This window comes from Lentzea sp. NPDC054927 (assembly GCF_053610285.1).
The window spans coordinates 26,703-45,017 of record NZ_JBSGXZ010000058.1; the positions used below are offsets into that span (position 1 = coordinate 26,703).

The 18,315-nt window shown below is 68.4% G+C and carries 17 protein-coding genes; 6 read left to right on the forward strand and 11 right to left on the reverse strand.

All coding sequences use genetic code 11. The features are described from left to right. Nucleotides 1-52 precede the first annotated feature (52 nt). On the forward strand, nt 53-952 hold the full coding sequence (locus ACWGE0_RS41950) for an AraC family transcriptional regulator (protein WP_452266451.1): 900 nt from the start codon (nt 53-55) through the stop codon (nt 950-952). Here the strand turns inward: ACWGE0_RS41950 and ACWGE0_RS41955 are convergent. Continuing rightward, complete coding sequence (locus ACWGE0_RS41955) at nt 934-1,317, reverse strand: VOC family protein (protein ID WP_452266452.1); 384 nt, start codon at nt 1,315-1,317, stop codon at nt 934-936. The genes ACWGE0_RS41950 and ACWGE0_RS41955 overlap by 19 nt on opposite strands. 233 nt (nt 1,318-1,550) lie before the next feature. On the opposite strand from ACWGE0_RS41955, the gene ACWGE0_RS41960 reads away from it, so the two are divergent. Both ACWGE0_RS41960 and ACWGE0_RS41965 read left to right on the forward strand, forming a co-directional pair. Continuing rightward, on the forward strand, nt 1,551-1,907 hold the full coding sequence (locus ACWGE0_RS41960; protein ID WP_452266453.1) for an alpha/beta fold hydrolase: 357 nt from the start codon (nt 1,551-1,553) through the stop codon (nt 1,905-1,907). Nucleotides 1,908-1,919: 12 nt separating this feature from the next. Then, nucleotides 1,920-3,185, forward strand: coding sequence for an MFS transporter (locus ACWGE0_RS41965; protein ID WP_452266454.1), 1,266 nt, complete (start codon nt 1,920-1,922; stop codon nt 3,183-3,185). A gap of 2 nt (nt 3,186-3,187) precedes the next feature. On the opposite strand, the gene proB is transcribed toward ACWGE0_RS41965, so the two are convergent. From proB to ACWGE0_RS41995, 6 genes are all read right to left on the reverse strand, one after another. Beyond that, nucleotides 3,188-4,315 carry a glutamate 5-kinase gene (gene proB, locus ACWGE0_RS41970; protein ID WP_452266455.1) on the reverse strand — a complete coding sequence of 376 codons (1,128 nt, stop codon included), beginning with the start codon at nt 4,313-4,315 and terminating at the stop codon, nt 3,188-3,190. A gap of 3 nt (nt 4,316-4,318) precedes the next feature. Further along, nucleotides 4,319-5,767 carry a GTPase ObgE gene (gene obgE, locus ACWGE0_RS41975; RefSeq protein ID WP_452266456.1) on the reverse strand — a complete coding sequence of 483 codons (1,449 nt, stop codon included), beginning with the start codon at nt 5,765-5,767 and terminating at the stop codon, nt 4,319-4,321. 116 nt (nt 5,768-5,883) lie between these two features. After that, a complete protein-coding gene (rpmA, locus tag ACWGE0_RS41980) occupies nt 5,884-6,153 on the reverse strand; it encodes a 50S ribosomal protein L27 (protein WP_319968109.1) in 270 nt (89 codons plus the stop codon). Nucleotides 6,154-6,167: 14 nt separating this feature from the next. Continuing rightward, nucleotides 6,168-6,479 carry a 50S ribosomal protein L21 gene (rplU, locus tag ACWGE0_RS41985; protein ID WP_030479431.1) on the reverse strand — a complete coding sequence of 104 codons (312 nt, stop codon included), beginning with the start codon at nt 6,477-6,479 and terminating at the stop codon, nt 6,168-6,170. 255 nt (nt 6,480-6,734) lie between these two features. Next, nucleotides 6,735-9,719: a translation initiation factor IF-2 N-terminal domain-containing protein gene (locus ACWGE0_RS41990; RefSeq protein WP_452266457.1), complete on the reverse strand. Its 2,985-nt coding sequence runs from the start codon at nt 9,717-9,719 to the stop codon at nt 6,735-6,737. A gap of 216 nt (nt 9,720-9,935) precedes the next feature. After that, nucleotides 9,936-10,661 carry a TIGR03936 family radical SAM-associated protein gene (locus ACWGE0_RS41995; RefSeq protein WP_452266466.1) on the reverse strand — a complete coding sequence of 242 codons (726 nt, stop codon included), beginning with the start codon at nt 10,659-10,661 and terminating at the stop codon, nt 9,936-9,938. A 238-nt stretch (nt 10,662-10,899) separates the two neighbouring features. Here ACWGE0_RS41995 and ACWGE0_RS42000 point away from each other — a divergent pair, with 238 nt between their 5' ends. Together ACWGE0_RS42000 and ACWGE0_RS42005 are read left to right on the forward strand one after the other, a co-directional pair. Next, nucleotides 10,900-12,285: a S8 family peptidase gene (locus ACWGE0_RS42000; protein ID WP_452266458.1), complete on the forward strand. Its 1,386-nt coding sequence runs from the start codon at nt 10,900-10,902 to the stop codon at nt 12,283-12,285. Beyond that, complete coding sequence (locus ACWGE0_RS42005; RefSeq protein ID WP_452266459.1) at nt 12,282-13,031, forward strand: PhzF family phenazine biosynthesis protein; 750 nt, start codon at nt 12,282-12,284, stop codon at nt 13,029-13,031. The genes ACWGE0_RS42000 and ACWGE0_RS42005 overlap by 4 nt, the downstream gene beginning before the upstream one ends. 7 nt (nt 13,032-13,038) lie before the next feature. Here ACWGE0_RS42005 and ACWGE0_RS42010 read toward each other — a convergent pair whose 3' ends face one another. The 4 genes from ACWGE0_RS42010 to ACWGE0_RS42025 are packed head-to-tail and all read right to left on the reverse strand — an operon-like array spanning nt 13,039 to nt 17,585. Then, entirely contained in the window at nt 13,039-15,000 is a 1,962-nt protein-coding gene (locus tag ACWGE0_RS42010; protein ID WP_452266460.1) for a TIGR03960 family B12-binding radical SAM protein, read from the reverse strand. A gap of 58 nt (nt 15,001-15,058) precedes the next feature. Continuing rightward, a complete protein-coding gene (locus ACWGE0_RS42015; RefSeq protein WP_452266461.1) occupies nt 15,059-15,901 on the reverse strand; it encodes an ABC transporter permease in 843 nt (280 codons plus the stop codon). Beyond that, entirely contained in the window at nt 15,898-16,671 is a 774-nt protein-coding gene (locus ACWGE0_RS42020) for an ABC transporter permease (protein ID WP_452266462.1), read from the reverse strand. Before ACWGE0_RS42020 ends, ACWGE0_RS42015 begins: the two co-directional genes overlap by 4 nt. Beyond that, on the reverse strand, nt 16,671-17,585 hold the full coding sequence (locus ACWGE0_RS42025; protein ID WP_452266463.1) for an ABC transporter ATP-binding protein: 915 nt from the start codon (nt 17,583-17,585) through the stop codon (nt 16,671-16,673). Before ACWGE0_RS42025 ends, ACWGE0_RS42020 begins: the two co-directional genes overlap by 1 nt. Nucleotides 17,586-17,640: 55 nt before the next feature. On the opposite strand from ACWGE0_RS42025, the gene ACWGE0_RS42030 reads away from it, so the two are divergent. Next, nucleotides 17,641-18,234, forward strand: a complete 594-nt coding sequence (locus ACWGE0_RS42030; protein ID WP_452266464.1) for an N-acetyltransferase family protein — start codon at nt 17,641-17,643, stop codon at nt 18,232-18,234. The last annotated feature ends 81 nt before the right edge of the window (nt 18,235-18,315 follow it).

The following is an 18,315-nucleotide window of genomic DNA, read 5'->3' on the forward strand; positions in this document are numbered from 1 at the left end:
TCTCAATGACATTTCATCGCGTGCGCTTGCTCGTTCGTCCAGACTGGTGGGCATGACGGACGCGTTGGGCGAGGCACTGCACCTGCTGCGGATGTCCGGCACCTTCTACTGCCGGAACGAGCTCACCGAGCCGTGGGGGCTCACGATGCCCGACATGGCCGACTGCCTGTGGTTCCACGTGCTCACCAGCGGCCGTTGCGACATCGAGGTGGACGGCGAGATCACGACGCTCGAACCCGGCGACGTGCTGCTGGTTCCCGGCGGGCAGGGCCACCGGCTCTTCCACGGCGACACGGATTCGCCGGTCGTCACGACATTGCCGCACACGTTCGAAACGGACAACTACGCGATCCTGCGGCACGGCGGTGGTGGTGCCGTGACGCATCTCGTGTGTGGTGCGGTGAAGTTCGACCATCCGGCGGCGAAGCACCTCGTCAACGTGTTGCCGCACGTGGTGTACGTGCGCCGCGCCGACGACATGCGCGCCACGATCGACCTGATGGCCGCCGAGGCGAGGACCCTGCGCCCCGGCGGCGAAGCGGTCATCACCCGGCTCGCGGACGTGCTGGTGATCCAGACGATCCGCTCGTGGCTGGCCAACGACCCGGCGGCGCGCACGGGTTGGCTGGGTGCGTTGCAGGACCAGCAGATCGGGCAGGCGCTGGCGTTGATCCACCGCGACCCCGCGCAGCCGTGGACCGTCGAACGCCTCGCGCACCAGACCGCGATGTCCCGCTCGGCGTTCGCGGCACGGTTCACGGACCTGGTCGGCGAACCGGCGATGCGGTACGTCACGCGGTGGCGCATGCACGTCGCGATGAACCGCCTCAAGGACCGCGACACGACTGTCAGCGAAATCGCGCGCGGCCTCGGTTACGAGTCGGAGGCCGCGTTCAGCCGGGCGTTCAAGCGGATCGTCGGAGTCTCCCCCGGTCAGGCGCGGGCGGGCTGAAGCAGGTCCCAGCGGTTGCCGTAGAGGTCCTCGAACACGGCCACGCGGCCGTAGACCTCGTCGCGCGGCGTCTCCAGGAAGCGCACGCCGAACGCGGTCATGCGCGCGTGGTCGCGGTCGAAGTCGTCGGTGTTGAGGAAGAAACCGACGCGGCCGCCGGTCTGGTCACCGACTCGTGCGGACTGCTCGCTCGTGTCGGCCTGTGCCAGCAGCAGCGACGCCCCCTCCCCCGCCGACACCACGACCCAACGCTTGTCACCCTGCGGCGTGTCCTCGACCAGCGTGAACCCGAGCCCCTCCACGTAGAAGCGGATCGCCTCGTCGTAGTCGCGGACCACCAACGTCACCAAACCAATTGAACGCACGCTGATCAGTATGGCCCGATGAGAAAGGTAGCCCCGCAGATGCTCGCCCGTGCGCTCCTTCCTCTCGTCGCGAGGAAGATGACCATGATTTCGTGACATCTACTAGAGGCCTCCAGGCGTGAATCGGGACGAGGTTCACTCATCGGAGTGAACGCCCGAGGTCCTGGAACAGGCCTGGGCCCGCGCACCTGCTCGGGTGCAGCGACGGCGCCACGGTCGCGTTGCTGACCGCCGTGCTCAGACCCGATCTCGTGCAACGACTCGTGGTCGTGTGCGGCGTGTTCCACCACAACGGCTGGGATCCGGCGACGGAGCTCACGCCCATGCACCACCGTTCGCCCGCGCTGACCGAACAGGACCTGGCGACGTTGCCCAACCGCACCCTGATCATGATCGGCGATGACGACGAGGTGACGCTGGAGCACGCCACGGCCATGTACCGGGCGCTCCCGAACGCCGAACGGGCCGTTGTTCCCGGCACGTCGCACGGCCTGTTGCACGAGAAACCCGCGCTGTGCAACGCGATGATCGTTGACTTCCTAACCAATGAACCAGTTGAGACGTACGCTCCGATTCGTCGCCGTATGTGATTGGGTGCCTCTATGGCGGTTACTTCGGAAACGCATCGACTGCCCGTGCGCAAGCTGGTCGCGGCCTCCGCCGGCAACGCCGTTGAGTGGTACGACTGGGGCATCTACACGGCGTTCAGCATTTACTTCGCCACCCAGATCTTCCCCAGCGGCAACGAGGCCGCGGCGCTGCTGAGCACGTTCGCCACGTTCGCGCTCGCGTTCTTCTTCCGCCCGCTCGGTGGCTACCTGCTCGGCCGGTTCGCTGACCTGAAGGGCCGCCGCACCGCGATGCTGCTGACGATCGCGTTGATGTCCGGTGGTTCGGTGGTGATCGGGCTGCTGCCGACGTTCGAGCAGGTCGGCTGGCTCTCACCGGCGCTGCTGGTGCTCGCTCGCGTCGCGCAGGGCATGGCGCTGGGCGGCGAGGTGTCCAACGCGTCGGCCTACCTCGGGGAGATCGCCGCGCCGAGCCATCGCGGCCGGTACTCGTCGTTCTTCTACATCTCGACGGGCGCGGCGGTGCTGATCGCGTCGCTGCTCGGGTTCTTCCTCAGCCGCAACCTCGACAAGGCCGCCATGGCCTCCTACGGCTGGCGCGTGCCGTTCCTGATCGGCGGTGTGCTCGGCCTGATCGGTCTGTGGCTGCGCCGCGAGCTGCCGGAGACCGAGCAGTTCGAGGAGAACCGTGCCAAGGCGGAGAAGCTGCGCAACCCGTTGCTGCTCACCATCAAGGAACACCCGAAAGCCGTCGGGCAGCTCATCGGAGTCACGCTGCTGTCGACGCTGTGCTTCTACACGTTCTTCAGCGCGCTGACGCCGTTCGCGGTGAAGACCAAGGGCGCCAACGACATCGACGTGTTCCTGGCGCTGTCGATCGGCACGGTCGTGTTCATCGCGCTGCAGTATCCGATGGGTTGGCTGGCCGACCGCTACGGCCGCAAACCGCAGATCCTGGTGTGGTCCGCGGCGATGGCCTTGCTGATCGTGCCACTGTCCACGCTGGTCAAACCCGGTCTGGGCAACCTGGTGATCGTGTTCTGCGTCGGGCTGGGGCTCTACACGACGATCACGTCGATCGCGCCGGCGTTGATGAGCGAGCTGTTCCCGACCGAACTGCGCGGGCTCGGCATCGGCGCTTGGTACAACCTGACGGTCGCGCTGTTCGGCGGCACGGCGCCGCTGGTCATTCAGGCCGTCGGCGGCACCGTGTTCTTCTGGTACGTCGCGGTGGCCGCGGTGATCTCGTTCCTGGTCATTCTGACGCTTCCGGAGACGAAGGGTGTTCGGTTGAGCTGAGTTCAGCGGTGCAGCGGCACCAGGTCGTCGGCGTGCACGACTTCGCGGCGCTGTTCGGCCGGCAGGTCGTGGGACTTGCGGCCGATCAACGACGGCAGCTCCGCCGAGTCGTAGCCGACCACGCCGCGGGCCACGACCTCGCCCGCCAGGCTCACCAGTTCCACGACGTCACCGGCTTCGAAGTCGCCGTCCACGCCCGTGATTCCGGCTGCCAGCAACGACCTGCGGCGACCGACCACGGCGGCGACCGCGCCGTCGTCGAGGTGCAGGCGGCCGTTCGCGTCGGTGGCGTAGCCGAGCCAGAAGCGGCGGGCGGTGAGGCGGGAACCCGTGGCGGCGAAGGCGGTGCCGACGTCGGCCGCGGTCAGCGCCCGGGAGGCGTCCGAGGCGCCGGCCAGCAGGACCGGGATGCCCGCGGAGGACGCGAGTCGGGCGGCGGCCAGCTTCGAGGCCATGCCGCCGGTGCCGAGTCCGGACGCACCAACGGTTCCGGCCTTCACACCGTCCACATCGGACGCTGAGCCGACCTCGGAGATGCGGACAGCACCGGGTTTGCGCGGATCGCCGGAGTAGAGGGCGTCCACGTCGGACAACAGGAACAACGCGTCGGCACCGACCAGGTGCGCCACCAGGGCAGCGAGCCGGTCGTTGTCGCCGAAGCGGATTTCCTCGGTGGCAACGGTGTCGTTCTCGTTCACGACCGGCACGGCACCCAGGGCCAGCAGACGGTCGAACGTCCGTTGGGCGTTGCGGTAGTGGGCGCGACGCACGACGTCGTCGGCGGTCAGCAGGACCTGGCCGACGGTCAGGGCGTAGCGGCCGAACGAGTTCGCGTAGGCGTGCGCCAAAGTCAGCTGGCCGACGCTCGCCGCGGCCTGCTGGGTGGCGAGGTCGCGGGGGCGCCGGGAGATCTTCAACGGCGCCAGGCCCGCGGCGATCGCGCCGGACGAGACCAGCACGACCTGGCTGCCCGCGGCGGACCGGGCGGCGAGGGCGTCGACCAGCGCGTCGAGACGCGCTGGGTCGAGGCCGCCCTCGGCCGTCGTCAGAGAAGAAGAACCGACCTTCACCACGATCCGGTTCGCCGAAGCGACCGCGTTGCGAGCTTGTGAGACCACGGGGGCCGTCACGGGTTACTCCTCGAAGTTGTCGCCGTAGTCGCCGGGCGCACGACGGGCCTTCTTCAGGGCCTTGCGATCGTGCGCGCCGATGCGGTCGTTGCGCTCGAGACGGATGTCCGTGCCACGTCCGGTCATCGTCATCGCGATGCCGGCGGGCGTGGTCGGCTCCCAGTCGAACACCAGGTCGCCGATGGTGACCTGGCAGCCGGGGATGGCGCCCATCTTCACGAGCTTGTCCTCGACACCCAGCCTTTGCAGGCGGTCCGCGAGGTAACCGACGGCTTCGTCGTTGGAGAAGTCGGTCTGGCGGATCCAGCGCTCGGGGCGGTGGCCCTGGACGATGAAGCCACCCTCGACCGAGGGGTCCTCGATCACGGTGAACCCTTCGTCGTCCACGGCGGTCGGCCGCAGCACGATTCGGGTCGATTCCTTCTTCGGCTGGGCGGCGCGGTACTCGCGCACCACCTCGGCGAGCTTGAAGGAGAGTTCGCGCAGTCCCTCGCGGGACACCGTCGACACCTCGAACACCGGCAGGCCGCGGGCCTCGATCTCCGGGCGGACGATGTCGGCCAGGTCCTTGGCGTCCGGGATGTCGATCTTGTTCAGGATCACCACGCGCGGGCGGTCCGCGAAGTTGCCGCCGAGCGACGGGGTGTACTCCGCCAGCTCGTTCTCCAGCGCGTCGATGTCCGCGATCGGGTCGCGGCCGGGCTCGTACGTCGCGCAGTCGACGACGTGGGCGAGCACGGCGGTGCGCTCGATGTGGCGCAGGAAGTCGAGGCCGAGGCCCTTGCCCTGCGACGCGCCGGGGATCAGGCCGGGGACGTCGGCCATCGTGAAGATGGTCTCGCCCGCGGTGATCACGCCGAGGTTCGGCACCAGCGTGGTGAACGGGTAGTCGGCGATCTTCGGCTTCGCGGCGGAGAGCACCGAGATCAGCGACGACTTGCCGGCCGACGGGAACCCGAGCAGGCCGACGTCCGCGACGGACTTGAGCTCCAGCACCAGGTCCCGCGTCTCGCCCGGCTCACCGAGCAACGCGAAACCGGGCGCCTTGCGGGCCTTGGACGCCAGCGAGGCGTTGCCGAGACCGCCACGGCCACCGGCGGCGGCGATGAGCTGGGTGCCCTCGCCGACCAGGTCCGCGACAACGTCTCCGGCCTCGGTCATCACCACGGTGCCGTCGGGCACGCGCAGGATCAGGTCCTCGCCGTTCGCACCGTCGCGGTTCGCACCGGCGCCGGCCTTGCCGCTGGTGGCGGAGGCGTGTGGGCGGAAGTGGAAGTCCAGCAGGGTGTGCACCTGCGAGTCGACGACGAGCACGACGTTGCCGCCGCTCCCGCCGTTGCCGCCGTCCGGGCCGCCCAGCGGCTTGAACTTCTCGCGGTGCACGGAAGCGCAGCCGTTGCCCCCGTTGCCGGCGGCAGCGTGGATCACCACCCGGTCAACAAAACGAGCCACGGAACTACTTCCTCTCAAAAGACTTGAACAAGCAACGAGGGGCGGTGCCGGATGACCGGTCCCGCCCCTCGCTGAGGTGTCTAACAGTCGTTCAGTCGTGCTGCGGAGCGGTCTTCTCAGACCGCAGCCGGAACCTCGACCGCAACGATGTTGACGGTCTTGCGACCGCGCTTCATGCCGAACTCCACCGCACCCGGCAGCAGGGCGAACAACGTGTCGTCCTTGCCGATGCCGACGCCGACGCCGGGGTGGAACTTGGTGCCGCGCTGGCGGATCAGGATCTCGCCGGCCTTGACGACCTGACCGCCGAACCGCTTCACACCCAGGTACTGGGGGTTGGAGTCACGGCCGTTGCGGGAACTGGACGCACCCTTTTTGTGTGCCATGAGAAGTCAGGTCCTCACTTACCGGTGATGCCGGTGACCTCGACGCGGGTCAGCTTCTGCCTGTGACCCTGTCGCTTGTGGTAGCCGGTCTTGTTCTTGAACTTGTGGATGCGAATCTTCGGGCCCTTGGTGTGCTCGACCAGCTTGCCGGTAACCGAGAACTTCGCCAGGGCCGCCGCGTCTGCGGTGACGTCAGTGCCGTCGACCACGAGCAGCGCCTGGAGGGAGATTTCGGTGCCCGGCTCGCCCTCGAGCTTCTCGACCTCGACGATGTCGCCGACAGCGACCTTGTACTGCTTGCCGCCGGTCTTGACGATCGCGTACATCAGGACGGAAGTCTCCTGCTACTCGATGGTGACGGGCCATGCGCCCACCGATCTGCGAAACAGTGTTTCCACTGAAGAACCAGCAGAGGGGGCACACGACAGGACCCGTCGGATGGCGGGCCGTCAACAAGGTTACGGGAGTGGGTACTGCAGTAGCAAACTGGGGTGCCCTGATCGCGTTCCCGCAGGCTGTGCGGTCCCTCACAACGCAAAACCGGGGCCGCCCGCAGGCGACCCCGGTCTCGCTCGTTCGCGTCAGTCCTCCTGGACCGGCGGTCCCGCGGGCCGCGACACGGCGCGGCGCCTGCGGGTGGTGGTGACCACCGGTGCGGGCATCTGGACCTCTGGCTGCTTCGGGACCTCGACGACCACCGGGGCGGGCGTCTCGATCGCCGCCGGTGCACCGGCGGGGCGCTTGGCGGCACGACGGCGCGGACGGGCCGCAGGAGCCTCCGCAACGACCGGGGCTGGTTCCTCTGTCACCGCGGCCGCCTCGACGGCTGCGACAGCCTCAGCGACCTCCTCGGCCACCTCTGCGGCCTCTTCCGCGACTTCCTCTGCCGTCTCGGCGACCTCTTCGGCCACCGTCACGGGCTCGACGAGTTCCTCGGCGGCCTCGGTGATCACCTCAGGGGCGGCCTCTGCGACCGGCTCGAGCTCGATCGGCGCCGGGTCCTCGACAGCGTCGACGGAGTCATCGGCGTCGACCGGCACGTGACCGTTGAGCGCCTGCTCCTCGACCACGACCGCGTCCACCACCGCCTCGACGGGCGTCTGCGGCTCCTTGTCGCGGCGACGACGGCGGCGACGACGTCCACCGTGACCGTCGTGCTCCTGGTCGGCGGCGACGAACGACTCCGAGGTGTCCTCGGGATCGCCCGGCTCCACGACCTCGGGCTCGACGACCGGAGCCTCCGGCGCTTCGACGGCGGCTTCGACGACCTCGGCGGCCTGCTCGCCACCACCCTTGTTGCGGCGCGACTTGCGGCCACCGCTCTGAGCCTGTTGCTGCTGCTGACCACCACCGTTGCCACCGCCGTGCGAGTGCACGGGCTCGGTGGACACGACGACGCCACGGCCGCGGCAGTGCTCACACGTCTGGCTGAACGCCTCCAGCAGGCCGGTGCCGACCCGCTTGCGGGTCATCTGCACGAGACCCAGCGAGGTGACCTCGGCGACCTGGTGACGCGTGCGGTCGCGGCCGAGGCACTCGGTCAGGCGGCGCAGCACCAGGTCGCGGTTCGACTCCAGGACCATGTCGATGAAGTCGATGACGATGATGCCGCCGATGTCGCGCAGCCGGAGCTGACGGACGATCTCCTCGGCCGACTCCAGGTTGTTCCTGGTGACGGTCTCCTCAAGGTTGCCGCCGGAACCGGTGAACTTGCCGGTGTTGACGTCGATGACCGTCATCGCCTCGGTGCGGTCGATGATCAGGTAGCCACCCGAGGGCAGCCAGACCTTGCGGTCGAGCGCCTTCATCAGCTGCTCGTCGATGCGGTACTCGACGAACGCGTCGTTGTTGCCGACGTGCTTCTTCAGGCGGTCCTGCAGGTCCGGCGCCACGTGGCGGACGTACGAGTCGATGACCTCCCACGCCTCGTCGCCCTGGACGACGAGCTGGGCGAAGTCCTCGGTGAACAGGTCGCGGACGACCTTCACCAGCAGGTCCGGCTCTTCGTAGAGCAGCGTCGGCGCCTTGGTGGAGGTGCTCGCGGACTTCTCCTTGATGACCTGCCACTGAGCCTGCAGACGCGTGACGTCGCGGCCCAGCTCCTCCTCGACGATGCCCTCGGAGGCGGTGCGGATGATCACGCCGGCGTCCTCGGGGACGACCCTCTTCAGGATGTCCTTGAGGCGCTTGCGCTCGTTGTCCGGCAGCTTGCGGCTGATGCCGGTGGCACCGCCGCCCGGCACGTAGACCAGGAAGCGGCCGGGGAGGCTGATCTGGGTCGTGAGGCGCGCGCCCTTGTGGCCGACCGGGTCCTTGGTGACCTGGACGAGCACGGAGTCGCCGCTCGAGAGAGCCTGTTCGATCTTGCGGGACTTGCCCTCGAGACCGGCGGCGTCCCAGTCGACCTCACCGGCGTACAGCACGGCGTTGCGGCCGCGGCCGATGTCGATGAACGCGGCTTCCATGCTCGGCAGCACGTTCTGGACGCGGCCGAGGTAGACGTTGCCCACGATCGAGCCGGAGCCCGACGAGGTGACGAAGTGCTCGACCAGCACGCCGTCCTCGAGCACGCCGATCTGGGTGCGGTCGCCGCGCTCGCGGACGACCATCGTGCGGGCCACGGCCTCGCGGCGGGCCAGGAACTCGGCCTCGGTCAGCACCGGGGCGCGGCGGCGGCCGGCCTCGCGACCGTCACGACGACGCTGGCGCTTGGCCTCCAGGCGCGTGGAGCCGCGGATGCTGCGCACCTCGTTCTGCGCGGCCTCGGAGTCGGCCTTGTCGTCACGCGCGTCGCGGGACTCGCGGACGTGCACCACCGTGTTCGGCGGGTCGTCCTCGGAGACCGCTTCCTCGTCCGTGCCGGTCTTGCGACGACGGCGACGGCGACGGCGGCGGGTCGAGCCCTCGTCACCCTCGTCGTCCGAGTCGTCGGCCTCGGCCTCGGTGCTCTCGGCCGGAGCCTCGGCGTCCTCGGTCTGGGCCTCGTCGGTCTCCTCGGAGTCCGACTCGGAGTCGGTGCCCTTGCCGCGGCCACGGCCACGACGGCCACGGCGACGACGGCGACGGCCTTCTGCCTCGTCCTCGGTTTCCGACTCGGCGGCGTCGAGCTCGTCCGCGGCGATCTCGCCGACCGACTTCTCGTCCTCGACGACGGCGGCGGGCTCCTCCGGCAGCGCGAAGACCGGCTGGACCTTCGGCCGTTCGATCGGCTGCGGCGGCATGAACACCGCCGTCGGGGCCGCGAAGAGCGGTGCGAGCGCCGGTGCCTCGAACGCCGGGACCGCGGGGGCCTCGTAGTCCTCGGTGACCTCGCCGGTGACGACGTCGTCCCAGTCCAGCAGCGTCTCCGCCACCTTCAGGGCCACGTCCCGGCTCACGCTCGACTGCGCACTTCGGGCGACCTCACCGAGGTCGGCCAGCGCTGTCATCACGTCCTTGCTGCTGACGTCCAGCAGCTTCGCCAGAGCGTGAACCCGCAACTTGTCCGGCAGGTCCGCCAGTTCAGGGCGTGCGGCAACCACGCCCTGCCCGCCGGTAGGACCGGCAGGCTTGTCCTTGTTCGACATGCAGCTCCTCCACCCCCGGGCGCGTCCCGTGAGGACGCGGCCGCGCAGGGGCCTCTCTTGTCTCTCTCCACCGCTGCTCGCGGCGGGAATCCTTGCCTCGCGCGCAGCTGCGTGGCGCCTCTCTGGGCGCACGCTTGCGCAGGTCCCACGACGACGCCGCTGGCAGCGTCGCTCCTCCTGTTTGCGTAGCAGGTGTGACGTTCCAGCGCTCCTGCGTCAGGACTCCTTGTCCTGTTGGAGCGGGTCCACCAGCCTGCCTTCGCCGTCGAGCCTTCCCTGCGCCATCCGGGTTGCTCTCGCAGGTACCGGCGGCACGAGATCGGCCACGACACGAAGCGCATTCAGCACGTCGTCGGGTCGGACGGTAGGCGTTACCTGCCGAACGACCGTCATGAGTATCCCACACGGTTGTGACAATGCGGCTTCATCGTGTCCGGCGTCGCTCGAACGGGGTTCGACCAGCGCTGAGACGACGGCGGGCCGCACGTCGATGATCCTCTTGCCGTCCTTGGTGAGACGCTCGACCTCCACGCGCTCCTGCGCGAGGAAGACGCTCACCGCCTCGGCGAGTCTCTCCGGCTCGACACCGTCGAGTTCGATCCGCCACTCGCTCGCGTCGATGCGCTCGGTGAGGTTGCCACCTCGCGCCTGGACGATGTCGACCACGTCGATGCCCGGCGGCAGGGCCTTGTCGAGCGCGATCCTCAACGCCTCCGGGTCGAGCTGTTCGACCACCGACACCTCGACGTACTCCGCCTCGCTGGCGACGCCGGTCGGTGCGGCACCGACCCACGACACCTTCGGGTGAGGGCTGAAGCCCTGCGAGTACGCCATGGGTACGCCGGCCCTGCGCAGCGCGCGCTCGAACGTGCGAGCGATGTCGCGGTGCGAAGTGAAACGCAGCCTCCCCCGCTTGGTGTAGCGGAGGCGCAGTTTCTGCACGGCCACGGCCGACGGGTTGTTGGGCAGGTTGCGGCTCAGTGGAGCTCCCCATGGGTGTTCCGACGGGTGAGCGGTCCCATCGGCGCAGGCTGTTCGTCCGGTAGGACGGTACCGTGAACCCGATTCAGAACGTTCAGCTTGTCTAGATCGTTGCGCGTGGCTACGGTCCGGCTGACTGGACGCCTTGCCAACCTGGAGGTCCCTGGTGCCTCTGCTCCACCGCGCACGGGCAGTGGCGATGACCGCACTGCTCGCGGCCGGGTGTTTGGCGGTGTCCCTGCCCGCTGGTGCGGAGCCGCACGTCCAGACGTGCATCCAGCCTGGTCCTCTGCTGCGCTACCTCGTGGTGTTCTCGCAGCTCACGACCCCTGACGTGGCGAATGCGGAGATCACGGCAGCCTGCGGCACGGCGACCGTCTACTACCCCGAGATCGGGGTCGCGGTGGCCACCTCGCCGGACCCGTCGTTCCTCAAGCTGATCGGCCCGCAGCGCGCGTACAGCGCCCAGGCCGAGAGCCTCGCCAAGCGGTCGGTGATGCGAAAGAAGGACGACACCGAGCTGTTCCGCCCGTCCGGCGTCCGGTCCGGCGAGCAGTGGGACATGGATCTCATCAAGGCCCCGGCCGCGCACGAGATCAGCACGGGCTCGAAATCCGTGGTCGTGGGCGTGCTGGACTCCGGCGTCGACGCCCGCCACCCCGATCTGGCCGGGGCGCTGGCACCCGAACTGTCCGCCGGCTGTTTGAGCGGCAAGCCCGACACGTCCCCCTCAGCGTGGATCCCGACGACCTCCGCGCACGGCACGCACGTCGCCGGCACCATCGCCGCAGCTGACGACGGCCGCGGCACCACGGGCGTCGCACCGGGCGTGCGCATCGCGTCCGTGAAGGTCGTCGACGACGACGGCTTCATCTACCCCGAGTACGCGGTGTGCGGCTTCATGTGGGCCGCCGCGCAGGGCATGACCATCACCAACAACAGCTACTTCATCGACCCGTACCTGTTCACGTGCCAGAGCGAGCCCGGTCAGCGCGTGATCTACGAGGCCGTGCGTCGTGCCGTCGACTACGCCACCTCTCGCAACGTGCTGACGGTCGCGGCCGCCGGCAACAACGCCGCGGACCTGTCCCGGCCGGGGCGCGATTCGCTGTCGCCGACGAACGGCGACGCGCAGACCCGTCCGGTCGACTCGACCTGCGTGGTGCTGCCGGCGCAACTCAAGAACGTGGTCGGCGTGTCGTCTGTCGAGTCGACCAAGACCAAGGCCGGATACAGCTCGTACGGGCTGGGTGCGATCGACGTGACCGCGCCCGGTGGTGACACCCGGACACCCACGGGTTGTGTGCTCTCCACCGTGCCGTCCGGCTACGACTACTCGTGCGGCACCTCGATGGCGACACCGCACGTCTCCGGCGTGGCGGCGTTGATCGCGTCAACGCATCCCGAGACGGACGCGGTGTCGCTGGGACGCATGCTGAACGCCCAGGCAGAGACCCTCGCGTGCCCCGCTGACTACGACCTCAACGGGACCGGCGTGCAGGACGCGTTCTGCACGGGCTACTCCGAGTACAACTCCTTCTACGGCCACGGTCTCGTGGACGCGTTGGCCGCCGTCACCAAGTGATCGTCAACGCCTGTCTGCGCGACGGGCGCGGCGGCAGTCCGACCACTGTCCTGACCGACGGAGACTTCACCGACGCTGAACGCCAGGCGATGCCGGGGCGATGTGGAACCTCGCACGCCGTGTTCGTCGGACCGGGCAACGCGCTGAGGTTCTTCACCTCGGAGGGTGAGTTGCCGGGCTGTGGACACGGCACGGTTGCGGCGCTTGCCGTGCTGGCCGCCGGTGGTGACGAGGAGTTCGCGCTTCGGGCCGGTGGCCGGACGTTCCGCGGCACGGCGAGGCTCGTTCCCGATGGAGTGGAAGGGGTCTTCGATCCCGGTCCGGTGCAGGTCAGGCCAGCGACCACGGCCGAGCGGGATGCCGTCGTGGCTGCGTTGGGCGCGGGTGGCACGTGCGTGGTCGCGACGCTCGGCCGGCCGCGGATGCTCGTCGAACTGCCCGACGGACTCGCGGCGCTGACACCGGATCTTCGCCGGTTGCGTGCGGCGACCGACGAGTTCGGCCTGCTGGGCTGCTACGTCTACAGCCCTGGGTCTGCTGGACGGTATGCGGCGCGGATGTTCGCGCCGTCCATCGGCGTGCCTGAGGACATCGCGAACGCCAACAGCACGGCCTGCCTCGCGGCTCATCTGGCCGCGGACATCGCCGTCGACATGGGCGATTCGCTGGGCCGGCCCGCCACCATCACGGCCACGGTCTCAGGACCGGGCGTGATGGTGGGCGGGCGGGCAACCGTTGTGGCGTGAGCAGCCCTTACGGCGTGAGCGCCGTGTTCTTCACCGGCGAACCGACGCCGACCGGTGAGATCGGCAGCAGCTTGCGGCCGGTCGGGCCCACCTCGATGTCCGTGCCCATCGCCGGGCAGACACCGCAGTCGAAGCACGGGGTCCAGCGGCAGTCGTCCTGCTCGCGTTCGTCCAGCGCGTCCTGCCAGTCGGCCCAGAGCCATTCCTTGTCGAGGCCGGAGTCGAGGTGGTCCCAGGGCAGGACCTCCAGCTCCTCGCGCTCGCGGGTGGTGAACCAGGCGAGGTCGACGCCGAGCGGCTCCAGAGCTTCCGCGGCCTTGCTGGTCCAGCGGTCGTAGGAGAAGTGCTCGCTCCAGCCGTCGAACCGGCCGCCGTCGCGCCACACGGCCTCGATGACCTTGCCGATGCGGCGGTCACCGCGGCTGAGCAGGCCTTCGATGAGGCTGGGCTTGCCGTCGTGGTAGCGCATGCCGATGTTGCGGCCGAGGCTGCGGTCCGAGTTCACGGCCTCGCGGAGCTTGCGCAGCCGGTCGTCGACCGTGTCCGGGTCGCACTGCGGGGCCCACTGGAACGGCGTGTGCGGCTTGGGCACGAAACCGCCGATCGAGATGGTGCAGCGGACGTCGTTGCGGCCGCTCGCCTGCCGGCCCGCGCGGATGACGTTCTTCGCCATCTCCGCGATCTGCAGGACGTCCTCGTCCTCCTCGGTGGGCAGGCCGCACATGAAGTACAGCTTCACCTGCCGCCAGCCGTTGGAGAACGCGGCCGACACCGTCCGGATGAGGTCCTCTTCGGACACCATCTTGTTGATGACGCGCCGCAGCCGCTCGCTGCCGCCCTCGGGCGCGAAGGTGAGACCCGAGCGCCTTCCGTTGCGGGACAGCTCGTTCGCGAGATCGATGTTGAACGCGTCGACGCGCGTGCTGGGCAGGCTCAGGCCCGTGTTCGTGCCCTCGTAGCGGTCCGCGAGGCCCTTGGTGATCTCGGCGATCTCGCTGTGGTCGGCACTGGACAGAGACAGCAGGCCGACCTCTTCGAAGCCGGTCGCCTCCAGTCCCTTCTGGACCATGGCACCGATGCCCTCGATGGACCGCTCGCGCACCGGGCGGGTGATCATGCCCGCCTGGCAGAACCGGCAGCCGCGCGTGCAGCCGCGGAAGATCTCGACGCTCATCCGCTCGTGCACGCTCTCGGCGAGCGGCACCAGCGGCTGCTTCGGGTACGGCCACGCGTCGAGGTCCATCGTGGTCCGCTTGAACACGCGGAACGGCACGCGGTCGCGGTTCGGCACGACGCGCTGGATGCGGCCGTCCGGCAGGTACTCGACGTCGTAGAAGCGCGGGACGTACACGCCACCGGTCTCGGCGAGCCTGGTCAGCACCTCGTCGCGGCCACCAGGGCAGCCCTCGGCCTTCCAGGTCCGCACGATCTCGGTGATCTCGAGAACGGCCTCTTCGCCGTCGCCGAGCACCGCCGCGTCCACGAAGTCCGCGATGGGCTCCGGGTTGAACGCCGCGTGCCCGCCGGCGACCACGATGGGGTGGTCCTCGGTGCGGTCCGCCGCGTGCAGCGGGATGCCCGCGAGGTCCAGCGCCGTGAGCATGTTCGTGTAGCCCAGCTCCGTGGCGAAGCTGATGCCGAACAGGTCGAACGCCTTGACCGGCCGGTGCCCGTCCACCGTGAACTGCGGAACCTCGTGCTCACGCATGAGAGCTTCGAGGTCCGGCCACACGGCGTAGGTGCGCTCGGCGAGCACGTCAGGCAGCTCGTTGAGGATTTCGTAAAGGATCATGACGCCCTGGTTGGGCAGCCCGACCTCGTACGCGTCGGGGTACATCAAAGCCCAGCGCACGGACGCCGCGTCCCAGTCCTTGACGGTCGCGTTGAGCTCCCCGCCGACGTACTGCACCGGCTTCGAGATCCGCGGCAGCAGTGGCTCCAACCTGGGGAAAACAGACTCGACACTCACACGACCAGAGTAACGGCCCTCACGGTGCCCGCCGAATCGCGTGCCGGAACCGGTGGGTTCAGTCCAGCAACAACTTGCCCAGCCGCCGCGCCGCCACCACCGTTCCGACGGCCGCCATCACCGCGAAGTAGGCGACGTGACCGAGCATCCCCCACCCGACAACGCCCAGCGTGAGCCCCCGCATGAGCTCGATCGCGTGGTAGAGCGGCGTCCACGACACCACCGTCTGCAACCAGCCCGGGTAGACCGACAGCGGGTAGAACGTGGTCGAAAACAGGAACAGCGGCAACACCGCCAGCTGCACGAGGTCGAAGTCCTGCCACGACCGCATGAACGTCGTCGCCGCCATCCCCACCGCCGCGAACGCGAACGCCACCAGCAAGGCCGCCGGCAACGCCAGCACCGCCCACGGCGAGGCGATCAACCCCATCCCGAGCATCACGCAGATGAACCCCGCCGAGTACAGCCCACCTCTGATCAACGCCCAGGCGATCTCGCCCATCGCGATGTCCATCGGCCCCATCGGCGTCGTGAGCATCGCGTCGTACAACTTCACGTACTTGAACTTGAAGAACACGTTGAACGTCGCGTCGTACACCGCACCGTTCATCGCGGACGCCGCCAGCAGCGCGGGCGCCACGAACGCCGCATAGCTGATCGGCCGCCCGTCCGGCCCGGCCACCGCGCTCACCATCTGCCCGAACCCGAGCCCCAGCGACCACAGGAACAACATGGGCTCGAACGCCCCGCCGACGAGCACGAACCAGGCCCGCCGGTTCACCAGCGCGGCCCGTTCGACGAGCATGCTGGCCCGCCCGCCGTACAGCCCAGGCGGGATCACCCGCCACAACAGCCCCACGCTGGCGGGCGCCGAATTCGTTCGATCAAGGGTCTGAGTCATACCGCCAGCCTTCGGTGGAAGAACTTCACGCCGAGCGCGATGCCGCCGGCCGTCAACGCGACGAGGTACGCGATGTGCCCCAACGCCGGTAAGAGGTCCATCGTCCCGAAGGCCGCACCTCTCGCGAGCTCGATGCCGTGCCACGACGGCGTCAGCCACACCACCGGCAACAACCACGACGGCAACTGGCTGACCGGGAAGAACGCCCCGGTGAACAACGTCATCGGCATCAGAATGAACCGGAAGATCGTCGTGAAGCTGTCCGGCTTGTCCAACGTGGAGCTGTACGCGACCAACGGCGCGCTGAACGCCAGCCCGGCCAACGTCGCAAACGGAATCGCCAGCAGAATCCCCGGCCCCACCGCCGCCCCGAGCACCGCCGCGATGCCCACGAACACCGCCGCCCGCGCGAACAGCTGCGACCCGATCCACAACGTCTGCCCGTACAGCACCTGCGCGGGCGTGATCGGCGTGGCCACCATCCCGATGTACGTCTTCTGCCACAAGAAGGCCGACATGATCGCGTACGTCGACTCGAACGTGGCCCCTTGCAACGCCGTGACCACGACCAACGCCGGCGCGAGGTACTGCAGGTACGGCACGCCACCGATCAACGCCGTCGACTGCACCTGCGACCCGAACCCCAGCCCCAGCGCCACCAGGAACAACACCGGCGTCAAGAAACTCGACACCGCCGTGGCCCGCCAATTGCGCCGGTACCACAACCAATGCTTCTCAAAGCCGAACCAAGAGGCCCTCAGCGTCTGCATCAGTCCACCAACGTCCGGCCCGTGAGCCTGAGGAACACGTCCTCCAGCGAACTGCGCCGCACCAAACTCTGCACCGGCTGCACTCCGTGCTCGTGCACCAAGTTCAGCGTGTGCTCGCCGTCCTGCGTGTAGAGCAACAACCGATCCGGCAACACCTCAACCCGTTCGGCGAACCGCTCCAGCTCCGGCTTCGGCGCCCCCGGCTGGAACCGCAACTCCAGCACTTCCCGGGTCGAGTACCGACTGATCAACTCACTGGGCGACCCCTCAGCCGCGATCCGCCCGCCGTCCATCACCACCAGCCGATCGCACAGCTGCTCGGCCTCGTCCATGTAGTGCGTCGTGATGATCAGCGTGACGCCGTCCTGCTTCAACCGGAACAGCCTGTCCCACAACAGATGCCGAGCCTGCGGGTCCAACCCGGTGGTCGGTTCGTCCAACAGCAGCAACTCCGGGTCGTTCACCAACGACCGGGCAATCGTCAGCCGCCGCTTCATCCCTCCGGACAACGGCTCGACCTCGTGATCGGCCCGATCCGTGAGCTGCGCGAACTCCAGCAACTCGGCAGCCTTCTCGCGACACCGCTGCCGCGACATCCCGAAGTACCTTCCATAAATCTGCAGGTTCTGCCGAACCGTCAACTCCGTATCGAGGTTGTCGAGCTGCGGCACCACCCCGAGCCGCGCGCGAATCTTCGGCCCATCGGCACCCGGATCCATGCCGAGAACCTTGAGCTCCCCACCCGTCCGCCCGGACACGCACGAGATCATCCGCATGGTCGACGACTTCCCAGCCCCGTTCGGCCCCAGAAACCCGAACGCCTCCCCCTTGCGCACCTCGACATCGATGCCACGAACGGCCTCAAACGTCCCAAAATGCTTGGTCAGCGCCTTGGCCTCAACGAGGTTCTCCACCCGCACGACGATAACGACCAGGTCTGACAATTCTCGACGCAATTACGATCGCCCCATGCCAGAGATCAACCTGCGATGGCTGTCCGAAGCCACCGACCAGCTGCGCACCGAGATCCACACCGTCGTCCATGACGTAGTGGCAGCAGGCGGCGCCGTCGGCTACCACGAGCCCCCAACGCTGGAACGCATCTCCACCTGGCTGGACACCGCCCTGAAGCAGGTCCGCGACAACAACGCAGCCTTCACAACGGTGTCCGTCGACAACGTGGTCCGGGCCATCGGCCTGTGGCGACGCGGCAGCACCGCCGTCTTCCAGCACCGCGCCGAAATCCAGCAGATCATGGCCCACCCCTCAGCACGCGGCCTGGGACTGGGCCAGCGGGTAGTGCGGGGCTTGGTGGACAACGCCCGCGAGGCAGGCATCGAAATCCTCATGCTCGGCGTGCGCGGCAACAACCACGGCGCAATCGAACTCTACGAAGCCATCGGCTTCCGCGAATGCGGCCGCATGCCCAACGCCATCGCCGTGGGACAAGAACGCTGGGACGACGTGACGATGTACCTGCAACTCGGCTACCCGGAGGGCACAACCCTCAACGGCGCAAAGCCAGGCGGCCTGGGAAGCAGCCCCCGCAGAACCAGCAATTAGCGAGCGTTTCCGGTGGTGTGGTCCCGTCACGAGTCGTGCCACAGCACTTGCTGCAACCAGGGAGGGGTGTCAACTCGACAC

What these genes read in the sequence shown, in the direction of transcription:
- ACWGE0_RS41950 (WP_452266451.1), top strand. Translation starts at nt 53, where the DNA reads ATGACGGACGCGTTGGGCGAGGCACTGCACCTGCTGCGGATGTCCGGC.
- ACWGE0_RS41965 (WP_452266454.1), top strand. Translation starts at nt 1,920, where the DNA reads ATGGCGGTTACTTCGGAAACGCATCGACTGCCCGTGCGCAAGCTGGTC.
- rpmA (WP_319968109.1), bottom strand. Translation starts at nt 6,153, where the DNA reads ATGGCACACAAAAAGGGTGCGTCCAGTTCCCGCAACGGCCGTGACTCC.
- rplU (WP_030479431.1), bottom strand. Translation starts at nt 6,479, where the DNA reads ATGTACGCGATCGTCAAGACCGGCGGCAAGCAGTACAAGGTCGCTGTC.
- ACWGE0_RS41990 (WP_452266457.1), bottom strand. Translation starts at nt 9,719, where the DNA reads ATGTCGAACAAGGACAAGCCTGCCGGTCCTACCGGCGGGCAGGGCGTG.
- ACWGE0_RS42000 (WP_452266458.1), top strand. Translation starts at nt 10,900, where the DNA reads ATGACCGCACTGCTCGCGGCCGGGTGTTTGGCGGTGTCCCTGCCCGCT.
- ACWGE0_RS42015 (WP_452266461.1), bottom strand. Translation starts at nt 15,901, where the DNA reads ATGACTCAGACCCTTGATCGAACGAATTCGGCGCCCGCCAGCGTGGGG.
- ACWGE0_RS42020 (WP_452266462.1), bottom strand. Translation starts at nt 16,671, where the DNA reads ATGCAGACGCTGAGGGCCTCTTGGTTCGGCTTTGAGAAGCATTGGTTG.
- ACWGE0_RS42030 (WP_452266464.1), top strand. Translation starts at nt 17,641, where the DNA reads ATGCCAGAGATCAACCTGCGATGGCTGTCCGAAGCCACCGACCAGCTG.